At 62.4% G+C, this 20,851-nt stretch carries 26 protein-coding genes; 11 read left to right on the forward strand and 15 right to left on the reverse strand.

What is annotated here, in order from left to right; translation table 11 throughout:
• Positions 1–148: 148 nt before the first annotated feature.
• Positions 149–1,042, forward strand: a complete 894-nt coding sequence (locus tag HS968_RS08325; RefSeq protein WP_182370934.1) for an EamA family transporter — start codon at positions 149–151, stop codon at positions 1,040–1,042.
• A 68-nt stretch (positions 1,043–1,110) separates the two neighbouring features.
• On the opposite strand, the gene HS968_RS08330 is transcribed toward HS968_RS08325, so the two are convergent.
• The 3 genes from HS968_RS08330 to HS968_RS08340 form a co-directional block, all read right to left on the reverse strand.
• Positions 1,111–1,650 (reverse strand): DUF1003 domain-containing protein, encoded by a 540-nt coding sequence (locus HS968_RS08330; protein ID WP_182370935.1) that lies wholly within the window; start codon positions 1,648–1,650, stop codon positions 1,111–1,113.
• Between the two features lie 69 nt (positions 1,651–1,719).
• Complete coding sequence (locus tag HS968_RS08335; RefSeq protein ID WP_182370936.1) at positions 1,720–3,240, reverse strand: sensor domain-containing diguanylate cyclase; 1,521 nt, start codon at positions 3,238–3,240, stop codon at positions 1,720–1,722.
• Between the two features lie 87 nt (positions 3,241–3,327).
• Positions 3,328–3,609: a peptidylprolyl isomerase gene (locus tag HS968_RS08340; protein WP_037004350.1), complete on the reverse strand. Its 282-nt coding sequence runs from the start codon at positions 3,607–3,609 to the stop codon at positions 3,328–3,330.
• Between the two features lie 168 nt (positions 3,610–3,777).
• On the opposite strand from HS968_RS08340, the gene HS968_RS08345 reads away from it, so the two are divergent.
• Positions 3,778–4,119, forward strand: a complete 342-nt coding sequence (locus HS968_RS08345) for a hypothetical protein (protein ID WP_182370937.1) — start codon at positions 3,778–3,780, stop codon at positions 4,117–4,119.
• A gap of 135 nt (positions 4,120–4,254) precedes the next feature.
• Entirely contained in the window at positions 4,255–4,704 is a 450-nt protein-coding gene (locus HS968_RS08350; RefSeq protein WP_182370938.1) for a hypothetical protein, read from the forward strand.
• 11 nt (positions 4,705–4,715) lie between these two features.
• Here the strand turns inward: HS968_RS08350 and HS968_RS08355 are convergent, their stop codons facing one another.
• Positions 4,716–5,765, reverse strand: coding sequence for a GGDEF domain-containing protein (locus HS968_RS08355; protein ID WP_182370939.1), 1,050 nt, complete (start codon positions 5,763–5,765; stop codon positions 4,716–4,718).
• A 201-nt stretch (positions 5,766–5,966) separates the two neighbouring features.
• Here HS968_RS08355 and HS968_RS08360 point away from each other — a divergent pair, with 201 nt between their 5' ends.
• Positions 5,967–6,815 carry a CAP domain-containing protein gene (locus HS968_RS08360; RefSeq protein ID WP_238338921.1) on the forward strand — a complete coding sequence of 283 codons (849 nt, stop codon included), beginning with the start codon at positions 5,967–5,969 and terminating at the stop codon, positions 6,813–6,815.
• 16 nt (positions 6,816–6,831) lie between these two features.
• Here HS968_RS08360 and HS968_RS08365 read toward each other — a convergent pair whose 3' ends face one another.
• Positions 6,832–7,419 carry an NAD(P)H-dependent oxidoreductase gene (locus HS968_RS08365; RefSeq protein WP_182370941.1) on the reverse strand — a complete coding sequence of 196 codons (588 nt, stop codon included), beginning with the start codon at positions 7,417–7,419 and terminating at the stop codon, positions 6,832–6,834.
• Between the two features lie 150 nt (positions 7,420–7,569).
• On the opposite strand from HS968_RS08365, the gene HS968_RS08370 reads away from it, so the two are divergent.
• Both HS968_RS08370 and HS968_RS08375 read left to right on the forward strand, forming a co-directional pair.
• Positions 7,570–7,866: a putative quinol monooxygenase gene (locus tag HS968_RS08370; RefSeq protein ID WP_182370942.1), complete on the forward strand. Its 297-nt coding sequence runs from the start codon at positions 7,570–7,572 to the stop codon at positions 7,864–7,866.
• Positions 7,867–7,976: 110 nt separating this feature from the next.
• Entirely contained in the window at positions 7,977–9,290 is a 1,314-nt protein-coding gene (locus HS968_RS08375) for a methyl-accepting chemotaxis protein (RefSeq protein ID WP_182370943.1), read from the forward strand.
• A 49-nt stretch (positions 9,291–9,339) separates the two neighbouring features.
• Here the strand turns inward: HS968_RS08375 and HS968_RS08380 are convergent, their stop codons facing one another.
• Positions 9,340–11,349, reverse strand: a complete 2,010-nt coding sequence (locus HS968_RS08380) for a peptidase U32 family protein (protein ID WP_182370944.1) — start codon at positions 11,347–11,349, stop codon at positions 9,340–9,342.
• Between the two features lie 154 nt (positions 11,350–11,503).
• Between HS968_RS08380 and HS968_RS08385 the strand changes: the two genes are divergently transcribed.
• Positions 11,504–12,148 carry a YecA/YgfB family protein gene (locus tag HS968_RS08385; RefSeq protein ID WP_182370945.1) on the forward strand — a complete coding sequence of 215 codons (645 nt, stop codon included), beginning with the start codon at positions 11,504–11,506 and terminating at the stop codon, positions 12,146–12,148.
• Positions 12,149–12,291: 143 nt separating this feature from the next.
• Here HS968_RS08385 and HS968_RS08390 read toward each other — a convergent pair whose 3' ends face one another.
• Positions 12,292–12,750: a BRO-N domain-containing protein gene (locus HS968_RS08390; protein WP_182370946.1), complete on the reverse strand. Its 459-nt coding sequence runs from the start codon at positions 12,748–12,750 to the stop codon at positions 12,292–12,294.
• A gap of 116 nt (positions 12,751–12,866) precedes the next feature.
• Here HS968_RS08390 and HS968_RS08395 point away from each other — a divergent pair, with 116 nt between their 5' ends.
• Complete coding sequence (locus HS968_RS08395; RefSeq protein ID WP_179624420.1) at positions 12,867–13,280, forward strand: helix-turn-helix domain-containing protein; 414 nt, start codon at positions 12,867–12,869, stop codon at positions 13,278–13,280.
• A 102-nt stretch (positions 13,281–13,382) separates the two neighbouring features.
• Here the strand turns inward: HS968_RS08395 and HS968_RS08400 are convergent, their stop codons facing one another.
• The 5 genes from HS968_RS08400 to HS968_RS08420 all read right to left on the reverse strand — a co-directional run bounded on the left by HS968_RS08400 (position 13,383) and on the right by HS968_RS08420 (position 17,678).
• On the reverse strand, positions 13,383–14,204 hold the full coding sequence (locus tag HS968_RS08400) for an HDOD domain-containing protein (protein ID WP_182370947.1): 822 nt from the start codon (positions 14,202–14,204) through the stop codon (positions 13,383–13,385).
• A gap of 168 nt (positions 14,205–14,372) precedes the next feature.
• Positions 14,373–14,849, reverse strand: a complete 477-nt coding sequence (gene eco / locus HS968_RS08405) for a serine protease inhibitor ecotin (RefSeq protein WP_182370948.1) — start codon at positions 14,847–14,849, stop codon at positions 14,373–14,375.
• A 132-nt stretch (positions 14,850–14,981) separates the two neighbouring features.
• Positions 14,982–15,329, reverse strand: coding sequence for a cupin domain-containing protein (locus tag HS968_RS08410; protein WP_106739512.1), 348 nt, complete (start codon positions 15,327–15,329; stop codon positions 14,982–14,984).
• A gap of 103 nt (positions 15,330–15,432) precedes the next feature.
• Complete coding sequence (locus HS968_RS08415) at positions 15,433–16,290, reverse strand: DMT family transporter (protein WP_119693707.1); 858 nt, start codon at positions 16,288–16,290, stop codon at positions 15,433–15,435.
• A 404-nt stretch (positions 16,291–16,694) separates the two neighbouring features.
• Positions 16,695–17,678, reverse strand: a complete 984-nt coding sequence (locus HS968_RS08420; RefSeq protein ID WP_407681646.1) for a LysR family transcriptional regulator — start codon at positions 17,676–17,678, stop codon at positions 16,695–16,697.
• 114 nt (positions 17,679–17,792) lie between these two features.
• On the opposite strand from HS968_RS08420, the gene HS968_RS08425 reads away from it, so the two are divergent.
• Both HS968_RS08425 and HS968_RS08430 read left to right on the forward strand, forming a co-directional pair.
• The gene (locus tag HS968_RS08425) at positions 17,793–18,062 is read left to right on the forward strand and encodes a DUF2798 domain-containing protein (protein WP_119693708.1); all 270 of its coding nucleotides are present in this window, start codon (positions 17,793–17,795) and stop codon (positions 18,060–18,062) included.
• Positions 18,063–18,164: 102 nt separating this feature from the next.
• Positions 18,165–18,908 carry a class I SAM-dependent DNA methyltransferase gene (locus HS968_RS08430; RefSeq protein ID WP_182370949.1) on the forward strand — a complete coding sequence of 248 codons (744 nt, stop codon included), beginning with the start codon at positions 18,165–18,167 and terminating at the stop codon, positions 18,906–18,908.
• Between the two features lie 38 nt (positions 18,909–18,946).
• Here HS968_RS08430 and HS968_RS08435 read toward each other — a convergent pair whose 3' ends face one another.
• The gene (locus HS968_RS08435) at positions 18,947–19,252 is read right to left on the reverse strand and encodes a hypothetical protein (RefSeq protein WP_182370950.1); all 306 of its coding nucleotides are present in this window, start codon (positions 19,250–19,252) and stop codon (positions 18,947–18,949) included.
• A gap of 229 nt (positions 19,253–19,481) precedes the next feature.
• Between HS968_RS08435 and HS968_RS08440 the strand changes: the two genes are divergently transcribed.
• A complete protein-coding gene (locus HS968_RS08440) occupies positions 19,482–19,640 on the forward strand; it encodes a YqaE/Pmp3 family membrane protein (protein WP_009615518.1) in 159 nt (52 codons plus the stop codon).
• 48 nt (positions 19,641–19,688) lie between these two features.
• On the opposite strand, the gene HS968_RS08445 is transcribed toward HS968_RS08440, so the two are convergent.
• Positions 19,689–20,396: a hypothetical protein gene (locus HS968_RS08445; protein WP_238338922.1), complete on the reverse strand. Its 708-nt coding sequence runs from the start codon at positions 20,394–20,396 to the stop codon at positions 19,689–19,691.
• Positions 20,371–20,847 (reverse strand): hypothetical protein, encoded by a 477-nt coding sequence (locus HS968_RS08450; protein WP_182370951.1) that lies wholly within the window; start codon positions 20,845–20,847, stop codon positions 20,371–20,373. The genes HS968_RS08445 and HS968_RS08450 overlap by 26 nt, the downstream gene beginning before the upstream one ends.
• Positions 20,848–20,851: the final 4 nt, after the last annotated feature.

Here is a 20,851-nt window from a genome sequence, read left to right on the forward strand (position 1 = left end):
GAGTAGCAAAGGCCATGCGCTGACTGAACGCCTTGCAGGCGATCAGGGGCGATCAGCGCACTGTGCGGTGTTTTTCTTCTGGCACTGTGTCTGCCGCACCTTTGGCCATGCGGGTCTAATGAGTGCCCTTCGTTCGAGGACTGTTTCCATGTCACCCAAGGATCTGCTGCTGGCGCTGCTGGTGATCGTCGTCTGGGGCGTGAATTTTGTGGTGATCAAGGTTGGCCTGCACGGCATGCCGCCGATGTTGATGGGCGCCCTGCGCTTCATGCTCGCTGCGTTTCCCGCGATTCTTTTCGTGCGCCGCCCTGAGGTGCCCTTGCGTTGGATGCTGGCATACGGCATGACCATTTCACTGGGGCAGTTCGCCTTCCTGTTCTATGCCATGTACGTCGGCATGCCGGCCGGCCTGGCGTCACTGGTGCTGCAATCGCAGGCTTTCTTCACCCTGTTTTTCGCTGCGCTGTTTCTCGGCGAGCGGTTACGTGGCAGCAACCTGTTCGGTTTGCTGGTGGCGGCCAGTGGCCTGGTGCTGATCGGCTTGCAGGGCGGCCAGACGATGACCCTGGCCGGGTTTGCCCTGACCATCGCCGCCGCCTCGATGTGGGCGTTGGGCAATGTGGTCACGCGCAAGCTGGGCAAGGTCAATCTGGTCGGGCTGGTGGTCTGGGGCAGCCTGATTCCACCGCTGCCGTTCCTGGCATTGTCGCTGTGGCTGGAAGGGCCGGAACTGATCGGGCAGTCGCTGCGCACGCTTAACCTGAATTCGATGCTGGTGCTGGCTTACCTGGCGTTCGGGGCGACCCTTCTCGGTTATGGTCTGTGGAGCCGCCTGCTGTCGCGTTATCCAGCCAGCCAGGTGGCGCCGTTCTCGTTGCTGGTGCCGGTGGTGGGCATCAGTTCGGCGGCGCTGCTGTTGGGCGAGCGCCTGGGGCAGTTGCAGATGATCGGTGCGGCGTTGGTGATGGCGGGGCTGTTGATCAACGTCTGGGGCGGGCGTTTGCTCGATAGCTGGCGCCGGCGCGAGCCGACGCTGCCTTAGGGCGCGTGTTGGGCGCAGCGCTTTCTGAAACAGAGCTGGTGCGCATGGCGCCCCCTACAAGCACTGGCTCAGTCGTGCGGGTGCTTTTCCGGTAGACGTTCGAGGATCTGATCCAGGCGTTGCTGGATCTTCTGATCGATCTTCTCGTGCAGGCGCATGATCTCCAGCTCGGCACGCAGGTTCACTTCGAAGTCCAGGCGCGCGGCGAGACGATCCTTCGCTGCCTGGCGGTTCTGACTCATCATGATGATCGGCGCCTGGATCGCTGCCAGGGTCGAGAGCATCAGGTTGAGGAAGATGTAAGGGTAGGGGTCGAAAGCCATGCCGAAGTGCGACAGCACATCGGTATTGATCAGCATCCAGCCGAGCATGGTCAGCGCGAAACAGATGATGAACGTCCAGGAGCCACCGACGGCGGCGACCTTGTCCGACAGCCGTTCGCCAAAGGACGACTGCTCGTCCGATGCATCGGCGACATCGCGGCTGATGGGGCGGCGCTGACGGATCTGTTCGAGTACGTGGGTTTCTTCCGGCTCGAGTTCGTGCAGAGGTTTACCGAGCAGGTTCTGGGCCAGTTGCTGCAGAGGGTGCGGGGTGCCGTTGCTCATCGTGACCGTTCATCCAGGGCTGACAGTTCAAGGCGATGCTGAACCGCTTCGGCCGACTTGTCACCTGTCTCAGTCTGTTGCCAGCTCCGTGCTCTCGAGGCGGTTGCGGCCATTGGCCTTGGCCCGATAGAGAGCCTGGTCGGCTGCCTCGATCAAGGTCAGGGTCAGGGTGACACTGTCTTGCGAGCCGGGTTTCAGGCTGGCCACGCCGGCACTGGCGGTGACTCTTTCGAACGGACTGCCCTGGTGAGCCAGATTGCGTTGCTCCAGGGCCTCCATGAAGCTCTGCGCGACGGCTTCGGCACCTTCGCGCGTGGTGTTCGGCAGAATCACCACCAACTCTTCGCCGCCATAGCGTGCCGCCAGATCGCCCGGGCGCCGCACGCACTGCTTGAGCACCTCGGCGACGGTGCGCAGGCAGGCATCGCCGGCAACGTGGCCGTAGCGGTCGTTGTAACGCTTGAACAGATCGATATCGAGCAGCAACAGCGACAGCGATGAGCCACGGCGCTGCGCACGACGAATCTCCACTTCCAGTGTCTGGTCGAAACTGCGGCGGTTGGCCAGGCCGGTCAGGGCGTCCTGCGAGGCCAGTATCTCCAGGCGGGCATTGGCGTCGAGCAGCTCTTCCCGGGCGTTGAGCAACTGGCGCTCGGCCCGCGAGCGACGGCGGATGTCGACGATCAGGCGCTGGCCGATGACACCGATGGCGAGCAGCAAGATGAGGATGAGCGTGGCGAACAGTTCGGCATCACGGCGCCAAGCGGCCAGCGCTTCGTCACGGCCAAGAGCGACGGCGGTGATCAGTGGCAGGCGATCGTTGCGGCGGAAGGCATACAAGCGCTCGGTTCCGTCGATGCGTGAGGTCTGTAAGGCGGTCACGGGGTTGTGCTCGCGGAGCATTTCCATGATGGGCGAGTCTGACCAGTTCAGCCCGATATCCTGCTCGCGAAAGGGATGGCGGAATAGAATCCGGCCATCGCTGGTGGACAGGCTCATCGCTCCCTGAGCACCCAGGTTGAGGCTGCCGAACAGGTGAAGGAAATGCTCAACGCTCAGGGTGATGGCGACGACGCCGGAGAACTGGCCGTTGGCATCGTTCAGGCGTCGGCTAACGGTGAACACCCATTCGCCGCTTAGACGACTTTTGATGGTGGGGCCGATGAACGTGTCGGTGGACGGCGTATCGCGGTGATGGATGAAGAACTCACGATCTGCTGCATTAGGGCGCGAGTTGATGTCGCCCCGAGAGACCAGCAGCCGGTTGCCATCGGTACCGTAGATGATGATGGTGCTGGCCAGCCGCAGGACGCGGCTTTGTTCCTGTACCACGGTCTGCAGGCGTGCGAGGTGCACCTGATCCTTGCCTTCCTGCTCCAGGCGTTCAGCCAGATCCAGCAGCACCAGCTCTGACTGGCGAATGGCGCCTTCGCTGTAGTTGTCCAGGGCCTGAACCAGGTTGAGGTTGGCCACGTTCAGCTCGTGCAATGCGCGCTCACGGGAAAACCAGATCTGCCAGGCCGTCAGTAACGCCAGGGACAGGCAGATGAACACCAGCAGGATGGAAGTGAGCCGAATACCGCGCTTCATGGTGAAACCCAGAGCCCTACTACGTGGGTACTGAAAAAGGCTTGGGCAAGAGAAGAGCCGCAGATACGGCCCTTCCTTTGCTGCGAATCAGTCCTGGCGGCTGGTGACTTCCAGCAGGTGGTAACCGAACTGGGTTTTCACCGGGCCTTGCACCACGCCGACTGGCGCGCTGAACACCACGGTATCGAATTCCTTGACCATCTGGCCGGGGCCGAAGGAACCCAGGTCGCCGCCGCTACGGCCGGACGGGCAGGAGGAGTTGTCTTTAGCCAGTTGGGCGAAGTCGGCACCGCCTTCGATGGCGGTTTTCAGTTCGTTGCACTTGTCTTCGCTGGCAACCAGGATGTGGCGGGCAGTGGCGCGGGCCATGGGGAGTACCTCCTTTCAATTGAGGTGCAGAGCCTAGCGCAATCGACTCGACAAGCAAACGGTAGGCCGTTCGTCCATTTGTCAGGAGTCATGCCAGGGTCTCGTTTGTCCCACGTTCTGTAAGCGGGCGTTTGCCCTGAACTCAGGTTTCACTGAGGAGACGTGCAGATGAACACCCTGAGCATCGACGGTTGGCGTAAGGCCGACAACGACAGCAAATCCATCCCCATCGGCACCCTGCAGTTCTATGTCAGCGAGGCGGAGCACCTGCGACTGGAACAAGCCGAGGAGCAACTGCAGCGCAGCGGCACGCGCGACACGATGATCGATGCCGACACGCAGACGCTGGAACTGGTCATGCCGGATGGCTTCGGCCCGTTGAGCGAGTGCAAATGGCGGGTCTACCTCGGCGGTGAGGAGGGGCGCGGCCAATTTCACCTGGTCGGCTACAGCGCCGAGGATGGCTGCCTGATCTACAGCAATGCGGTGATGGTCGACCTGCTGGGGTGAGGCGCATGGGCAAAGCCTTGCCTCGAGGTGGCAAACCACTGCCGCAGGGCAGCGCGTAAGCCGCGTAGTCATTGGGCTGCAGCGTCTGGCCCGGAATCTGCTTTGCATGAGGCAAACGCTTTTTGCGGAGGCCCCATGACCAGCATCAACAACAGCATGCCTGCCATGCTCAGCTACTACGGCAGTCAGCTCAACAAAGGTTCGACCACAGGCAGCGCTGAGAGCGAAGGCCAGAGCAGCCAGGATCCTCTGGGCGACCTGCGGCGCTTTGCCAAGCAAGTCGTTGCGCGCAGTGAAGGCGGATTGCTGCGCGCGATGAATGGCGGCAGCTCATCCTCCAGCAGCGGCATACAGCGCAGTGCCGAGAGCAAGCCCTCGACACCCTCGGTGATTCAACTGCCGGACGTGACCACGCTGGATCGCGACGATGCCGCCAAGCTGCTGGCGCAGGTGCAGAAAATGGTGGATGCCGGCCTGGACGGCAGTGTGCGTATCGCCGGGCATAATGGCGACCAGCAGACCGATTCGCTGGAAACCTATCGCCAGTGGCTGCAGGAGAAGGGCGGCCTCAGCGTATACGCCTGATTGGCCGCGCCTCAGCTCAGGGCCGGCTGGGTGTCGCCAGCGTCTTCTGCGCTGATGACCCGATTGCGCCCGGCGCGCTTGGCGGCGTAGGTGCGTCGATCCGCTGCCAGCATCAACTCGTCGAGCGAATGCCCGTCCGTGCCGAAACTGGCGACGCCTGCGCTGAGCGTCATGCTGAGTGATCCGCTGGCCAACTCGAGCGGCGCCGTCGCCAGGCGCAAGCGCAGGCTTTCTGCTATCTCCCGTGCTTGCCCGACCGTGCTGCCAGGCAACAGCACGGCGAACTCCTCGCCACCCAGGCGACAGAACAGATCATTGATGCGCAGACGCTGCGCCAGCACCCTGGCGAAGTGATCCAGTGCACGGTCGCCTGCGTCATGGCCAAACTGATCGTTGATCTGCTTGAAGTGATCGATGTCGATGAATATCAGTGAAAGCGGCGTACCGTTGCGCAGTACATGCGCACGCTCGCGTTCGAATACCTCAACCAGCTTGACCCGGTTCGGCAGGCCGGTCAGGGCGTCGGTGGTGGCGCGTTCGGTCAGGCGCTTCTCGTTGCCGATGCGGCTGCGCTCGTAGATATGCGCGAAAACCATCACCGCCAGGCTGGCCAGCCCGAGGTTGGCGATAATCTCCACGTTCTGCAGCAACTGCTCGGAAGAGAATCGGCGGCTGAAGACGAACAGGCCAATGCCGACGAACAGCAGCGAAACATACATGCCCAGGCGCAGGCCCAGCAGCATGTAGCAGATGATCGGGATGGTCTGGATCCAGCCGAACACGGCGAAGCTGGTATGAGGCTGGGCCAGCGCCACCATCATGATGCTGAAGAACGGCAGCAGGTAGATCGCGGTCAATAGCTGCAGGTTGCGCGTGCGGTCGAGAATGAGCAGCAGGTACAGCGAGACGCCTGCATAGCCGATCTCCAGAAGCGCCAGCAGCCAGTTGTCATGCAGCAAATTGATGACCGAGAAGAACAAACCACCGCCCAGCGTGATCCATAGCAGAGCTTTGAGAACCAAACGGCGGTGTTGTTCGTTCTGTGTGTGGTGACCGGGCATCAGGTGTTCTCTAAAACGAATGAGGCGACTGCCGGAGTGAGTGATGCATGACAGTGAGTGGCTATGCAGGAAGCCTGCCGGCTGTTCTCGGATACCCGTTTCATGGGGCTTCGGCAAGCGCGGGAAGCCGGCTATGATCCAGCGCCGGATGGTGCGTCAGAATCACGACGTTAGTGGGGAGAGAGCGGTATGACAATAACAATGATGACATGGCGATGGAGCCGCTGCCTGTTGGCCGTGTTGGCCGTGACGGCTGTGCCTGGTTTGCAGGCCGCCGAGGACAGGGCACTGATCGAGGCGATCAACGTCTATCGCAGCGAGGTTCAGCGTTGCGGTGTGCAGGCTTCCGAGCCACTACCGCCGCTGGCCAATGATCCACGGCTGATGTTGCCGGCCGACGGTACTGGCGACTTGCAGCAATCTTTGAGTGCAGCTGGCTACCCGTTGGTCAACGTGCAGGCCATTACCCTGTCTGGCCCGCGCGATGCCCAGTCGGCGATGCAGGCGCTGAGTGAAAGCTTCTGCCGCGTGCTGCTCGATCCGCAGTTCATCGATATCGGTGTCAGTCAGCAGGGGCGTGACTGGCGCATTCTGCTGGCGCGGCCACTGCTCAGTGGGCGTCTGGGCGACTGGCAGAGTGAGGGCGAGAAGCTCTTGCAGCAGATCAACGCCGCTCGGGCCCAGGCGCGCCAGTGCGGCAACCAGGCCTTTGCCGCCGCGGCACCGCTTGCCTGGAGCGCAGAGCTGGGCAGCGCCGCCGAAGCGCATAGCCGCGCCATGGCCAATGGCAACTTCTTCGCTCATCAGGGGCGTGATGGCCGCACACCGGGCGATCGCGCGGAGCTGGCGGGTTACAGCGGCGGCCGAGTGGGCGAGAACATCGCCGCCGCGCTGGACACCCCGGGCAAGGTGGTCGAAGGCTGGCTGGCCAGCCCGGGCCATTGCGCCAACATCATGAACCCGCAGTTCGATGCCCTTGGCGCCGCCTACGGCAGCGACCCGCAGAGTGACGCCGGCATCTACTGGACGGCATTGTTCGGCGGGCAATGAACCGCAGCAGCAAGCATCAGTTGCTGCCGAACACCTTGGCCAGGTGCTGCTCGTAGCGCGCCACGTCGTGCTCGATGTTCGGCACCTTCATCACGTCATTGCAGATGAAGGTGGGCAGGGCGCTCATGCCGAGGAACTCGTTGGCCTTGTGGAAGGGGAAGTACACCGCGTCCACGCCTTTGCCTTCGAAGAAATCCGTCGGGTCTTCGAAGGCCTGCACCGGGGCGTTCCAGGTCAGCGACAGCATGTATTGCTTGCCCTGGATCAGGCCGCCGCTGCCGTACTTCTGCGAGGCATCGGAGCGGGTACGGCCATCGCTGGCGTAGAGGCTGCCATGGCCGGCGGTGAACACCTCGTCGAGGTACTTCTTCACCGTCCACGGTGCGCCCATCCACCAACCGGGCATCTGATAGATCACCACGTCGGCCCAGAGGATTTTCTGCACTTCTTCTTCCACGTCGTAACCACCGTCGATGAAGGTGGTCTTGACGTCGAAACCGGCGCGGTCGAGATACGCCACGGCGGTGTCGTGCAAGGTGCTGTTGTAGCGGCCTTCGGAGTGTGCGAACTGTTTGCCGCCGTTGAGTAGCAGGATCTTTTTCATGAGTGACTCCCGGAAATGATGGGAGCAGATTAACCATCGGCCTGCCATGGAAACAGCCGCTCACAGGCAAAGGATTGTTGACTGATAGTCATGAAAATGACGACTTGGCGTGCGCTAGAGTGTGGCCATTCCTTCACGGCAGGAGCCAACATGCACGCCTTCATTCTTCACGCCCATACCAAACCTGAGCAGGCCGAGGCCTTCGAACGACTGTTCCGCACCTATATCGAGCCCAGCCGCGCCGAGCCGGGCTGCATCGAGTACCACATGCTGCGCGATGCGCAGGATCCGACGTTGTTCATCTTCTACGAGGTCTGGGCCTCGCCGGCGGCGTTGGCCGAGCACATGGCGTTGCCGCACATGCGCGCCTTCCACGAACGGCGCATGGACTACCTGCGGCGCGATCTGGACGTGCGGGCCGTCGAGGTGCTCGGCACGGTGGTCTGACACACCGCTTTTCACGCTTTGCCAATCGCCTTCTATGCTTGAGTTGACGCCGGCCTCGATTGATTCGCCGGTCGGCCGTTCACAGGAAGAGGACTGCTTGGAGAAGGCACATGTTCGGTAACCAGTTGAAGAAGGAGTTGCAGCAGAAAGACACCGAGCTGTCGCTGTACAAGCAGCTCGTCCAAGGCATACAGGCGCAGAAGATCATGCTGTCGATCGATCCCCAGCAGCGGATCGTCGATTTCAACGACAAGTTCGCCCGTTTCGTCGGTTATGCGCCCGAGCAACTGAAAGGGCGCCCGCTGAGCGACTTCGTGCCGGCCTACGTCAAGGATCTGCCGTGCTACAAGGATCTCAGTGCGGCGATCGTTTCCGGTCATTCGATCAGTGATCGCTATCGTTTCCTGCGCAGCGATGGCGCGCTGGTGTGGGTGCAGGCCTCCTGGATGCCTCTGGCGGACGAACGGGGCGTCGTGCAACGTGTTCAGTGCATCGGTAGCGAGATAACCGAGAGCATGAACAAGGCGCGCGAGAACGAGGATTTCATCAACGCACTGCTACGCTCGACCGCCGTGATCGAGTTCGACCTGCAGGGCCACGTGCTCAACGCCAACGAGCAGTTCCTGAGTGCCATGGGCTACAGCCTGGAGCGGATCAGGGGCCAACACCACCGCATCTTCTGCGAACCGCAGGAGTCATCCTCCGCCGAGTACACACGCTTCTGGGAACGCCTGAACCGTGGCGAGTTCGTCGCCGGGCGTTTCAAGCGCGTAGACAGCCACGGTCACGTGGTCTGGCTCGAAGCGACCTACAACCCGGTGCACGACACTCAGAATCGTCTGTACAAGGTGGTCAAGTTCGCCACGGTGATCACCGACCAGGTCAACCGCGAAGAAGAGGTCAACGACGCGGCCGACACCGCCTACGGCATTTCTCAGCGTACCGACACCACCGCCCAGCGCGGTGCCCAGGTGGTGACCGAGACGGTGCAGACCATGCAGCGCATCGCCGAGCAGATGACGTCGGCCTCCGAAGGGATCGAGGCCCTTGGCAAGCAGTCGGTGCTGATCAGTACCATGGTGCAGACCATCGGTGGTATCGCCCAGCAGACCAACCTGCTGGCGCTGAACGCAGCCATCGAGGCCGCGCGGGCAGGGGAGCAGGGGCGTGGTTTCGCCGTCGTCGCCGACGAGGTGCGCCAGCTAGCCAGCCGTACCAGCAAGGCCACCGAGGAGATCGTCGGGGTGGTGCAGGACAACCAGAAGCTGGTGGACGCCGCTGTGCGCGACATGGCCAACAGTCGCGCCCAGGCCGAGGCCGGCCTGCAACTGGCCAATCAGGCGGGTGATGTGATCGTGGAGATTCGTCAGGGCGCCAAGCAAGTGCTCGGCGCCGTGGAGCGCTTCGCCCGACAACTGCACTAGGCCTTCACTGCTGGAGCCTTGCCGAGGGTGTGCATGGCGCACCCTCGGATCAGTGGCTGTAGCCCGGTTTCTGGCGAATGGTCTTGAGCAGATCATCCGGGCTGATGTGGCCGACTACCTGAGTCGCGGCGCTGCCCGGATGCGGCAGGTCGAGGATGTGGCCTTTCATCTTGCCGATCACGTGCATCTCGCACGGCTTGCAGTCGAACTTCAGGGTCAGCACTTCATCGCCGTGCACGAGTTGCATCGGCGCGACGCGGGTTTTCACGCCGGTAACGCCCTTGGCCTGCTTCGGGCACAGGTTGAAGGAGAAGCGTAGGCAGTGCTTGGTGATCATCACCGGCACTTCGCCGGGCTCTTCGTGTGCCTCGTAGGCGGCGTCGATCAGCTGTACGCCGTGGCGGTGATAGAAATCGCGCGCCTTCTGGTTGTAGACGTTGTAGAGGAACGACAGGTGCGATTCCGGGTACACCGGCGCCGGCTCGGTTTCGGCCTTGCGGTTACCGCGCGGGTGAGCGGCGACGCGCGCTTCGGTGAGCTTGTCGATGGCGTCGCGGCGCAGTGCCTTGAGCTGCGAGTTGGGCACGAAGAACGCCTGCGGTGCATCCAGCGTCACGCCCTGGGCGTGGTAGATGGTGGTGCCGAGCTGGGTGAGCAGGTCGCGCAGGCCGTCGAGCGCCTGCTCCGGTTTGTTGGCCGCGCCGAATGGGCCGGGCAGGGCAACGTCGACGCTGATGCCTTCTTCGCTGGTGGCGGTGAGCTTGAGGGCGTCTTCGCGCAGCTCGGCCTTCCAGCTCACGCCGATGCGGCGCTCGGCACTGGTGCGTTGCAGGGCTTGCTGCCAGTTATGGTCGAGGTTGCGCGAGAGCGGGTGATTCGGGCGCAGACGGAACAGACCTTCGGGCATCTCGTTGGGCTCGACGCGGTAGCGATAGCGCTTCTCGCCGTCTTCCTCGAACTCACCCTTCAATTCGGCGATGTTGGCGCGGAAGCCGACCACTTCGCGCTTGACCAGTACGTTGAGGCCGTCGCCGTTGGACAGCGGCTCATGGGTGACGGCGATCAGGTCGCGCTTGTTGACCTTCTCGACATTGCCGACCGCCAGCCCGGTGAAGGTTGGCGAGTCGAAGGCGCCGATATCGACTTTGCGCTCGGTGACGAAGTAGTCGGTGCTGCCGCGGTGGAAGGTCTTGTCCGGGTCGGGCACGAAGAAGTGCGCGGTGCGGCCGCTGGAGGCGCGGGCCAAGTCCGGACGATCCTCGAGAATCGCGTCGAGTTCGCGGCGGTAGTGGGCGGTGATGTTCTTCACGTAGGCCACATCCTTGTAGCGGCCCTCGATCTTGAACGAGCGCACGCCGGCCTCGACCAAGGCGCGCAGGTTGGCGCTCTGGTTGTTGTCCTTCATGGACAGCAGGTGTTTTTCGTAGGCGATCACGCCGCCTTTTTCATCCTTGAGGGTGTAGGGCAGGCGGCAGGCCTGCGAGCAGTCGCCGCGGTTGGCACTGCGCCCGGTCTGCGCGTGGGAGATGTTGCACTGGCCGGAGAAGGCCACGCACAGCGCGCCATGGATGAAGAACTCGATGGCGGCATCGGTTTCATCGGCGATGGCGCGGATTTCCTGCAGGTTCAGCTCGCGGGCCAGCACCAGTTGGGAGAAGCCGGCCTGGTCGAGAAACTTGGCGCGTGCCAGGGTTCGAATGTCGGTCTGGGTGCTGGCATGCAGCTCGATGGGCGGAATATCCAGCTCCATCACGCCCATGTCCTGCACGATCAGCGCGTCCACGCCCGCGTCGTAGAGCTGGTGGATCAGCGTGCGTGCCGGCTCCAGCTCATCGTCGTGCAGGATGGTGTTGATCGTGGTGAACACCCGCGCGTGGTAGCGGCGGGCGAACTCCACCAGCCCGGCGATATCGCTCACTTCGTTGCAGGCATTGTGCCGCGCGCCGAAGCTCGGGCCGCCGATGTAGACGGCGTCGGCGCCATGCAGGATGGCCTCGCGGGCGATCTCGACATCACGCGCAGGGCTGAGCAGTTCCAGGTGGTTCTTGGGCAAGGACATGGTTTTTCTATTTAGGGCTGAGGCACGGTTGGGCGCGCATTGTACCGGGCCATCGCGGCGGGGGCATCCGCGATGTGCCGGACGGCGGCTCAGGCTGTCTGAATCCCCGTATCTGTGGGACAGTAGCGGCCTTTTTTCAGCGTGAGGCGTGGCGATGGACAACAGAGGGTTGGAGAAGCTCGATCAGTGGCTGCTCAAGTACGGCAATGATGACTCGATCCTGTCCGCCAGCGAGCTGGATGGTTATTTCGCTGCCATCGTCTCCAGCCCGCGTCAGGTCGCGCCTGCTGTCTGGTATGCGGCGATCTGGGCCGACCAGCTGCCACAGTGGCCCAGCGACAAGGATGGCGAGCGCTTCATGAGGCTGGCTGTCGAGCTGATGAGCGAGGCGACCTACATGCTCAGCGAGGAGCCGGATGACTACGAGGCGATCTTCCTGGCAGACAGCAACGGCAAGGGCGAGAAGCTGATCGTTTCGGAATGGTGCTCGGGTTATCTGCGCGGCGCCGCGGTGGCAGGCTGGCTGGAGGAGGCGTTGTCCGAGGCCGCGTCAGCGGCGCTGAAGCTGATCGCCCTGCATGGCGACGAAAGCGGCACGGAAACGCTCAAGGCCATGTCCGACGCCGAATACGACGCCAGCACGGCGATGATCGAGCCGGCAGCGGTCGAGCTCTACGAATACTGGCAGCAGAACCTGCAGCCCTTGCTGCCAGTGCGCCGCGATGACGCCAAGGTCGGTCGCAACGATCCGTGCACCTGTGGCAGCGGCAAGAAGTACAAGCAGTGCTGCATGTCGTGAGCGAGGGCTCACTGGCGCTGACTGTGGGCGATTGATCCGTGCGGGCCGGCAGAGTTACGCCGGCCCGTTAGCGGGTACCCCTTACGCCGCAGCGGTTGGCTGGGCACAGTCGGTGCGCACAGCGCACCCTACGAGCTTGGTGCTCAGCCACCACGGTGTTCATCGTTCAGTCCAAGCAGTTCCGGCCGGCTGCCGAACAGCTGCATCACATCGTTCACCGACATCCACCAGTCGTCGTGCCATTTGAGCACGCGCAGGCGTTTGTCTGCCGCGTTCAGTTGCCGGTAGCTCGGCAGGTTGGCGCTGCTGAACAGGTGCGGCAACAGGGCCTGGCACAACCACTCGCGCAGGCGCTCGGCTCGTGGGCTGGTGCTGTGCAGGCTCAGGCGCAGCAGGTTCTCCAGATCGATCATGGCCTGCGGCGTTTCTTCGTTGCCGAACAAGATGCCGTCGGGGCGGCAGTGGCTCAGCAGCGCCGCGTGTTCGTCAGCCAGTTCCAGTGCCTGGCAGATAGGCTGCGCGGCGAACCAGAAACGACCATCCGCGGCTCGCTGCACAGTGAGGCGGATGTCTTCGAAGCTGGGGTTGAGTGGACTGATCATGGCGCCTCCTTGTGCACGAAATAAAACCCTGTGAATCGCGATGAAATCATGAATTTCATTTAAAATACAACTGAATGTTCAATCAAGCATGGAAGCGGAATTTAACGTCCGCGTCCATGACCGAGAAAACAGAATTCGCCCAGCGCTTGCGCAGTGCCATGATCGCGGCTGGCTATCCAGATCGCCCAGCCGTGCTGGAGCGTGAGTTCAACTCGCGCTACTGGGGGCGCTCCGTGACCTTCCAGGCCGTTTCGCGTTGGCTGCGCGGCGAGGCGATCCCTTCCCAGGACAAGCTGCAGGTGCTGGCCGAGTGGCTGCGTGTCGAACCGCAGGAGCTGCGCTTCGGTGAGCGCGCTGCGGCCACCGTGCGTGAGCAGCGTGGTCGTTGGGAGGATCCGAAGTTCTATCAGGAACGTGAGGTCATCGAGGCCTTTCTGGGCCTGCCGATGCCGCAGCGCAAAGTCGTGCGTGAAGTGGTCATGGCCTTGGCCGTTGCAGCCAAGGCCGATACCGACAAGAAGCCCGGCTAACGCTGAGCGTCGCGCTGGCTTTCATTTCCCTGCCTGGCCCTGGGTCAGTTCTCGCCTGCACCCTGAGTGAGGCGGCGGGTTGTCGCCAGGCAGATGTTCATTTCATCCCAGCAATTCGGCGAATGCCTTGTCTGCCTCCAGCACGGCGGGCAGCGCCTGGAACAGTTTGCTCAGGTCGACCTCCTCGAACAGTGGACCTTCCAGGCTCTGTTGAGCCTGCTCGCTCACACCGTCGAGTTCGATGGTCTCGCCGATCAGTACCGATTGCGCCACCAGCCGGGCATAGACCCCGTCGTCCGGCGCCTGGCTGGGGCGGGCCTGGTAGCCGATGGCGTGCTGGATCAGTTGCGGCAATTGCCAGCGGCGTGCCAGTTCTGCGCCTACCTCCGGGTAGCCGAAGCCCAGTTGCAGGGTTTCCTCGGCGGCATGAGCGGCGGCTTCGCGCTGCGGTTGGCGGTTGAGGCGGCGGGCAAAGTCCGGCGCGCCAGCCTGGATCAGCAATTCGCCGATGTTGTGCATCATCCCGCAGGTGAAGGCGGCGTCGGCATCCAATTGCAACTGCCTGGCCAGGGTGCGGGCGATGCTCGCCACGCGGAAGCTGTTGAGCCAGAAGGCCTTCAGGTCGAAGCCGGTGTCTACCTTGAACGCGCCGGTCACCGCCGAGGCCATCACCAGCGTGCGCAGGGTGTTGAAGCCTAGGCGCATGGCCGCATCTTCCACGCTGGTGGCTTCTCGAGCGCCACGAAAACGCGCCGAGTTGGCCAGGCGCAACACCTTGGCGGCGATCACCGGGTCACGTTCGATGTTGCGTGCCACGCTTTCCAGGTTGGCGCTGGGGTTGTCGAACTGCTGGATCAGCTCCTGCGCGACCTTGGGGATGCTGGGCAGGCTATGCAGTTCGGCGAAGAGGTGTTCGATATCCATGGCTGGTTCCGCTACAGATGCTTGCTGGGATAAGCCGGAGCATAACCAGCAAGGGAGTTGGAGTCAGCGTGATAAAGGCGTCAGCGCGGCTTATTTTCATAAGCCGCGCTGGGCAACCTGTGCCGATGGGCTATCTGTGACGGGAAAGGCTATCGCGCGAGACGCCTGTCACTGGCGCGGTGCTTGGGTGACGTCGCTGCCGGCCGACCAGATGCGATAGCGCACCTCGACGTCCGATGGTGCGTAGATCACCAGCGGCAGCTTGCTGTTGTAACGCACCAGTTGCGGCTCGCCGCCAACGCGCACGAAGGCCGGTTTACGGCTGCCGTCCGGGCAGGCCATCAGCGTGCTCATTGCCGGACCGACCTGGCCCAGCTCGTAATAGCTGTAGCCCCAGCCTTCCACGGTCTTTTCCTGCCACTGGCCACCCAGGCGCTGCTGGTTGCAGTCCACTTCCAGGGTTTTGCCGGCGATGATCTCCACCTTGTGCTCGGCTTCGTCGGCCTGCGCTGGCAGCTCGATCACATGGCGGTTGTAGCCGTCGGCAGCAGCGGGGTAGGGCTTGAGTGCCTCGGGCGTGGCGGCGCAGGCTGCCAGGGGCAGGGCGCAGGCGAGGGTGAACAGCGGCAGTTTGAGTCGATTCATGAGAGTTCCTTGCTGAAAGACCTTGTGGGTCGTCCGTGGTTGGAAACCGCCGGATCGGCGGAGGAGCACTGACCGTTGTGAATAGGTCAGGTTCCTGGGTTTTTCAAGCAAGGTTGCCGCTGTCAGGCCGCGTCAGGCGAACACGAAGTACTTGCGCACTGTCTCGACCACTTCCCAGGTGCCTTTCATACCGGGCTCGACCACGAAGATATCGCCAGCCTTGAGGTGAATCGGCTGCATGCCGTCCGGGGTGATGATGCAGTAGCCTTCCTGGAAGTGGCAGTACTCCCACTTCACATACTCCACCCGCCATTTACCGGGGGTGCAGATCCAGGTGCCCATGATCTTGCTGCCGTCATCGGAGGTGTAGGCGTTGAGGTTGACGGTGTGCGGCTCACCCTCGATACGCTCCCATTTGCAGGCGTCGACGACAGGCATCGGCTGGGTATCGCGCAGGACGGTGATCGGTTTGTTGGCCATGGGGCGCTCCAGTGAAATGATCGAAAGGGCGTTCACCATAGAGCGCCAGGACGACGCTCGGTTGTCTGGGGTCGACATGGGCGTGCGCATTCGCGCAGCCGATTCAGGCTGGCAAAGGTGGGCGTGTGCGTAACGTGAGACCGGCGTGCACCATCAGCGTGACGATCACCAGCGCGCCGCCATACAGCGTTGCCTGGGCCGGCACTTCGCTCAGGAAATACCAGACCCACAAGGTGCCCAGCACGCTTTCCAGCAAATAGAACAAGGCAACCTCGGCTGAGGGCAGGTAGCGTGTCGCGTTGTTGATCAGCAAGGTGGCCAGCGGCATTTGCAGCAGCCCCATGACGGCCAGCGCCAGATAGCTGGCCCCGTCCAGGCCGAACGGCTGGGCCATGGGCAAGCTGATCAACGCCGCGGCCAGGCCGCCCAGCGCAATCAGCGGCATGCGTTCGAGGCTGGGGTGTCTGCGCAACAAGGTGAGGTTGGCGCCTAGCGCTGCCGAAGACAGCAGCGCATAGACATTGCCGAGCAGATCGCTGCTCGTGAAGGAGCCGGCGAATACCAGCACGATGCCCAGCGTCGCCACGCTGATCGCCAGCCAGGTGCGCAGTGCTACCGGCTCGTGCAGGAAGAAACGGGTAAGGAGTGCGGCGAACAGCGGTGCGGTGCTCAGTATGACCACCACGTTGGCCACCGTGGTGTGGATGATCGCCAGCACGAAGAAGATCGAGATCAGTGCCAGCAGGAGGGCCGATGTGGCACTGAGCAGCGGCTGCGCGCGGATGCTCGCACGGCTTCTGGTCGACAGCGAGAACGCGCCAAGGGCGAGGAACATCAACAGCCCGCGCCAGAACACGATACTCCAGCCGTCCGCCTGCACCAGACGTACCAACAGGCCATCGAAGCTGAGCACCACGATTCCAGTGGTGACGAGCAGCAAGCCGCGTGCTGAGTCTTTCATCCTGATTCCCCTGGCATGCCGTTATCCGGTTGTCTGTTGCACCTCGCCGGGATAGTCGGCGATATGCGGTTCAGGTGTCCGTTTGATGATCGCGTGAGTCGAGGCCGCTGGCCTGTCCAGACACGTCCCGGGCATGTGCGGTTCGCGACGTTCGCTAATGAGTGGCGGCTTTCCTTCTCCGCTGTCCGTGTGGGCAGGCCAGCAGCGTGCTCATCGCCGCGATGCTGTTCACTTAAGGTCGTGTGCGTCCTGCTCCCCTCTCCCATTTATGGGGGAGGGGTTGGGGGAGAGGGCTGAAATCATTACGAAACTGCTAGTTTTCCCCTCTCCCCTGAGGGGCGAGGGGATTGATCGCGTCCAACCGTTTCTTATGTGAGCAGCACTATGCTCATCACCGGATCTGCTTAGTCGTTTGCGCTGTCGGATTTACCCTGCCAGTTGCCGCCAGGGCGCGGCTTCAGTTCTGGCGGCAAGGCCAGCAGCAGGTAATCCATGAACAGGCGAACCTTGGGCGTCAGCTCGTAGCGGTCACGCACGCATAGGTAGTAATCCAGCGGGGCACTGGTCGCCCGGCTGCGTGTGGGCGTCGCGGAAGAGAACAGCTCCACCAGTTCACCGCGTGCCAGGTAGGGTTCGGCGACGAAGGAGGCCAGGCGGGTGACGCCGCCACCTGCTGCCGCGCACAGGGCGAGGGCGTCGATATCGTTACTGCTCATGCTTGCCCTGACCTGCGCATCGAAGTGCAGGCCGTCACGCACGAAGCCCCAGCGCAGGAAACGTCCGTCGACAGCGATGCGAAACAGCAGGCAGTCGTGATCGCGCAGATCCTCCGGCTCGTTCGGCCGCCCGGCGCGCTGCAAGTAGGACGGGGCGGCACAGAAACGAGTCTGCGCGGTGGCGATGTGCCGGGCGACCAGGCCATCCTGTAACTGCTGTTCGATGTGGATGCTGACGTCCACGCCTTCCTGGATGTGGTCGACACTGCCGTCGGTGGTCAGCAATTCGCAGCGGATGCGTGGATGGCGAGCCATGAAGCCGGGGATCAGCGGTGCAAGTACGTGGCGGCCGAAAGCGGCACTGGCGGCGATGCGCAGCAGGCCACGGGGTTCGTCCTGCAGGTCGGCCACGGCGGCGCGGGCCAGCTCCAGTTCCTGGATCACGCTCTGCACCCGCTCGAAGTACAGCGCACCGGCATCGGTGAGCGCCAGGCTGCGGGTGGTACGGGTCAGCAGGCGTGTGCCCAGGCTCTGCTCCAGGCGAGCGATGTTCTGGCTCGCTGCAGCGGCGCTGATGCCCTGTAGCCTGGCGCCAGCGGCGATGCTGCCGCTTTCCACGGCTTTGACGAAGCTCTCCAGGCCGCGCAGGGTATCCGTGCTTTTGCTTTCCAATGCTCGATCAATCCGTAAGTTAAGCTTGATACTCAACTTACCTTTGCCCCTCTACCGCGGCAATCCCTGGTCTCGTTAGAGTGCCTCGCACCTTATCAAACCGGTACCGCGCCCATGCCCGATCTCGAACTCACGCCCTCTGCCACGCGAAGCTGGAAGCTGCCTGCCCGCGCCATGCCCGTGGCGTTCGCCTTCTTCATGTCGGCGATCATGGCCATGCTCATGTGCCTGGTGATCACTGCTGCCAACAGGGGGATCGGCGACGGCTATCTGCAAGCCGTGCTGAGCGCCTACAGCCTGGCGATGCCGGTGGCATTCGTCTGCGTGATGCTGGTTCGGCCCATCGTGCTCAAGCTGGTCAGCCTGACGGTGCGTATGCCCTGAATCGGTAGCGCCGGGCGGGGCGCGCCGGCACGTCGAAAGCATGCGCTATCGACGCGTTGCTTGAGCTATGATGCGTGCCCCTCGACATCCCGGCAGGTCATCATGTCCGGCAATGCCCTCTACACCGACCTGTCGGGTTACTACGACCTGATGTGCGCGGATATCGACTATCAGGCGCAGAGCCACTGTATCCATCGCCTGCAGCAACTGTTCGGCAATGGCGGCAAGCGTCACCTCGACCTGGCCTGCGGCACCGGCCCGCATGTGCGGCATTTTCTCGATGCGGGTTATGCCAGTACCGGTCTCGACATCAATCAACCGATGCTCGACCGCGCTGCCTTGCGCTGCCCCGAGGCGCGCTTCGACCTGCAGGACATGTGCGGTTTCAGCGTGGAAACGCCGCTGGATCTGATCACCTGCTTTCTCTACTCCATCCACTACAGCGCCAGCATCGAACGGCTCAAGGCCTGCATCGCCAGCGTGCATGGCGCCCTGGCGAGCGGTGGGGTGTTCTGTTTCAACGCGGTGGACAAGCAGCGCATCGACAACACCTCGTTCGTCTCCCACAGCGCACGTTACGCCGAGGGCCAGTTTCGCTTCAGCTCCGCTTGGTACTACCGCGGCGAGGGCGAGCAGCAGGCGCTACGGCTGCGCATCGAGCGAAGCGTGGATGGGCAGACCGAGGTCTGGGACGACGAACATCCCATGGTCGCAGTGAGTTTTGTCGAGTTGCAGGCGCTACTGGAGCCGTACTTCGAGGTGCAGGTGCTGGAACATGATTACCAGCGGCTGATGCCCTGGGATAACGCATCAGGCAATGCACTGTTCGCCTGTATCAAGCGCTGATGGATGGAGCAGGGCACTCCACGTGGTGCCCGACGACGCTACTCCGACAGCTCCTTGCCGCAGTGCAGGCAGTTGGGCGTTGCTGGGTCGTGCTGGCGGCCGGCGCGTTCGTCGACACGCTCATGTGGCAACTCCCCGCATGAGGGGCAGGAATAGTCGGTGATCGCGTGGTGCAGGCGATAGAGATTGACCAGCACACCCGCAATTACCACGGCCATGGCGATCAGCAGCTCGCCTCCCATGCCAAAGATGGCCAGGACGAACAGCCCGATCACCAACACCGCAAGCAACGATTCGAGGAAGTTGGATTGCATGCGCTGACGGTCATAGTCTTGAGGAGTCATGGACTCAGCTTCCTTGTTGTTATCCCCCGAATCCTGCCGATATAGCACTCTGCTGGCAACCACCGGCGCGACGAGCAGGGTGGGTACCTTCACGGCTTTTCTCCTTCGGCCGCTCTGCCATGGTCTTTCTCCTTAGCCGGGATGGGCCTGCGCAGCCGGGGGAACCGCTCTCCTGAGTCAAGGGTCTATGGTTCTGACCGCGTCTTGGACGCCAAGAAGGAGCTTTGCCATGGATCTTATCCGCATCTTGATCGCTATCATCCTGCCGCCGCTGGGGGTGTTCCTGCAGGTGGGTTTTGGCGGTGCGTTCTGGCTCAACATCCTGCTGACGCTGCTGGGTTACATCCCAGGCATCGTCCATGCGGTCTATATCATCGCCAAGCGCTAGAGGCTCGGCAGCCTCTACAGGCATGCATGACTGAGCCTGGTGTGACGCCTACCTGTCTCGCTCGGTATTGCGGCGAGGCAGGTATAACTTGGTCATCACCGCCCATTGTAGAGGGAGCGCGTCCTCCAGCAGCACGGCCCCTACCTTGAGTTGCACACATGCCGGGTCGTTGCCTGCGTAAGTGACCGCTTCGTCGATGGCCTGCTTCCAGGTCTGCTCGTCAAATCCCACGCCTATCTGGATCACACTGCCGGTCGCTGCAGACTGGTCGGCCGCGAGAAGGCGTGACATGTACCAGAAGTCATCGGAGGCGCTGAGAAGCATCTTGCCGCGGTTGTTGTTGGCGAACGGCACCTTCAGTTCGATGTAGTGGTAGCCGTTGGTCTCAGCATCACGCGCCCACAGGTCGCATTGCTTGGTTTCGCGATCCATCTGCCCGCGCCGCTGATCCAGCCAGACTTTGTACTCGACCCCGACATCCGTCTGAGGCAGCAGCCCGTAGCGTTCAGCCAGCCACAGATAAAGCTCGATCTTGAACCAGCCTTCGAAACCGTTGCGCAGTCTGGATAGCTGTTTCAGGGCTGGGGTGCGGCGATCTTGCAGATCGTTCAGGAACGCCTGAAAGGTATCGGCGACATGTGTAATGCCGGGCATCGGAACTCCCGTCGTATGGATGGCTGTGCAAGGGGCGCGGCGCTTGGCTGTACGGCCATGAGCAGCGCGCAGGCGGTCAATAATAGAAATCTTCTGCTGCATGCTTTCTCTGTCGCGTCAGGGCAAAGAAAGACAGGCCCAGCAACAGGATGATCGCCGTTGTGCAGCCGATGAAAACCTTGGCGTCCGTACCGCTGGCGTCGTAATTGGCCTGCGTCATCCTGATCGAGGGTGACCAGGTGGAGTGGATCACCGCGATCGTGTAATCGATGGCGTATGACGCGGGGTCGTTCTGCCTGTTCTGGGTGTAGGTATCCGTGAACGTTGTTCCGTCAGCGTCATAGCTGTAGGTGATGATGTTCAGGTCAGGGTTGGGCGTGTTCTGTATCTCGGTAATGCTGGCCTGCGCCTGCTGACTGCCGAGCAGCATGAAGAGCGAGGTCGCGCCGTGGTTGCTCATGAGGGCAAGAATGGCCAGGGGAACGATCGCGATCAACGACAGTGTGGAGAGCGTGGCGAGGAAGTCTCTTTTTTCTTCTCGTGGGTAATACATGGCT

It is taken from the genome of Pseudomonas berkeleyensis, from assembly GCF_014109765.1.
In the GTDB taxonomy this organism is placed as follows: Bacteria; Pseudomonadota; Gammaproteobacteria; order Pseudomonadales; family Pseudomonadaceae; genus Aquipseudomonas; species Aquipseudomonas berkeleyensis.